The 1,747-nt window shown below is 33.4% G+C and carries 2 protein-coding genes; one reads left to right on the top strand and one right to left on the bottom strand.

What is annotated here, in order from left to right; all coding sequences use genetic code 11:
- Positions 1–150: 150 nt before the first annotated feature.
- Entirely contained in the window at positions 151–501 is a 351-nt protein-coding gene (locus tag C0430_RS10370) for a 4Fe-4S dicluster domain-containing protein (protein WP_290869366.1), read from the bottom strand.
- A gap of 159 nt (positions 502–660) precedes the next feature.
- Between C0430_RS10370 and C0430_RS10365 the strand changes: the two genes are divergently transcribed.
- Positions 661–1,722: an acyl-CoA reductase gene (locus C0430_RS10365; protein WP_290869363.1), complete on the top strand. Its 1,062-nt coding sequence runs from the start codon at positions 661–663 to the stop codon at positions 1,720–1,722.
- The last annotated feature ends 25 nt before the right edge of the window (positions 1,723–1,747 follow it).

The following is a 1,747-nucleotide window of genomic DNA, read 5'->3' as shown; positions in this document are numbered from 1 at the left end:
ATATGATAATTTGTTTAAAAGTGTGCAAATATAAGATTTAATAAATGTTTCATCATTAAAAACTGTAGATTAATACTTTGCCGATAACTTTTTTACAAAAAAAATCCTGAACGTGAATTCAGGATTTATATAATTTGCTAAAATTGTAGTTTAGGCCTCATGTAAAAAGGCTTGTCTTTGTAACAAAGTTTCTTCACTTTCCACGTGATTTTCATCAGGAATACAGCAGTCAACAGGACAAACAGCGGCACATTGCGGTTGATCGTGGAAACCTTTACACTCGGTACATTTTCCGGGTACAATATAATAAATATCATCCGAAATAGGAGTTTGTGCCTCATCAGCATCCACTTCTTCTCCCGATGGCAAAACTACTTTTCCTTTAATTCTGGTTCCATCTTTGTATCTCCAATCATCAGCACCTTCATATATTGCAGTATTAGGACATTCTGGTTCACAAGCACCACAATTGATGCATTCGTCAGTTATTATAATAGCCATAATTTAATTTGTTTAAAGTTAATACGTTATAGTTAAAAGATTGTCAAAACCTTTATACTTCCCAATTTTTCCTGATGCTCAAACTTATTGTCTAAAGCCAATAAAAAGCTTATTTTTGTCCAAAAATACAATCAAAACTATTCATATACAAATTTAGTTATGCTCGAAAACGATAAAAAAAGATGTTTTGTAGAATTAGGAAAATTTTTAAGCCAGTTTTCCGAAGAAGAAAATGTCAAAAACCCCACCGTTTTGCACAATGATTTATTTTTTGAAGATTTTCAAGATTTAATACAATTATCGCAATCCCATAACGGCTGGTACACACCTGAAAACGTCTATTTTTCGATTCAATCTTGGGCAACGGCTTTGACTGAAGAAAATCTGGACAAATGGCTGTCCGCTTATAATTTTGAAAAAAACGAACCAAAAAATGTTGGTCTTATCTTGGCTGGAAACATTCCTTTAGTTGGATTTCATGATTTCCTGTCCGTATTGATTTCAGGAAATAAAGTGCTGGTAAAAACATCGTCCAACGACCAATTTTTATTGCCGTTTTTGGCAAAATACCTAATTGTAATCGAACCCGAATTTGCCAAAAAAATCACTTTCGTCGAAGGGAAACTGGAACATTTTGATGCCGTAATCGCCACCGGAAGCGACAACACGGCACGCTATTTTGAATATTATTTCAAGGATAAACCCAGTATTATCAGGAAAAACAGAAATTCGGTTGCCATTTTAAACGGAAAAGAAACCAAGGAACAATTAGAAGCTTTGGGAGAGGATATTTTCAGGTATTTTGGCTTGGGATGTCGCAACGTATCCAAACTTTTTGTTCCAAAAGGCTATTCCTTTACTGCTTTTTTTGAAGCTATTTTCAAGTACAAAGACATTATTCAATATGAAAAATATGCCAACAATTATGATTACAACAAGGCGGTTTTCTTGATGAGTAATTTCAAGTTATTGGACAATGGTTTCTTGACCATCAAAGAAGATTCGAGTTATGCTTCCCCAATTTCAAGCGTATTTTATGAGTTTTATGATTCTATCGAGGCATTACAAACACGATTGGAATCCGACAGTGAGAAGATTCAATGCTTAGTAAGCAATAATCTCGTTGCCAACAGTATTGATTTTGGTCAAACCCAAAAACCAAATCTTTGGGATTATGCAGATAATGTAGATACTATTTCGTTTTTGTTAACAATAAAGTAAAAATTTGTTTAATTATTTCGAATTA

It is taken from the genome of Flavobacterium sp., assembly GCF_013823965.1.
Classification (GTDB): domain Bacteria; phylum Bacteroidota; class Bacteroidia; order Flavobacteriales; family Flavobacteriaceae; genus Flavobacterium.
The sequence above is the reverse complement of the archived record's forward strand: the minus strand, read 5'-3'. Positions and strand labels throughout refer to the sequence as shown.

What these genes read in the sequence shown, in the direction of transcription:
- C0430_RS10370 (WP_290869366.1), bottom strand. Translation starts at nt 501, where the DNA reads ATGGCTATTATAATAACTGACGAATGCATCAATTGTGGTGCTTGTGAA.
- C0430_RS10365 (WP_290869363.1), top strand. Translation starts at nt 661, where the DNA reads ATGCTCGAAAACGATAAAAAAAGATGTTTTGTAGAATTAGGAAAATTT.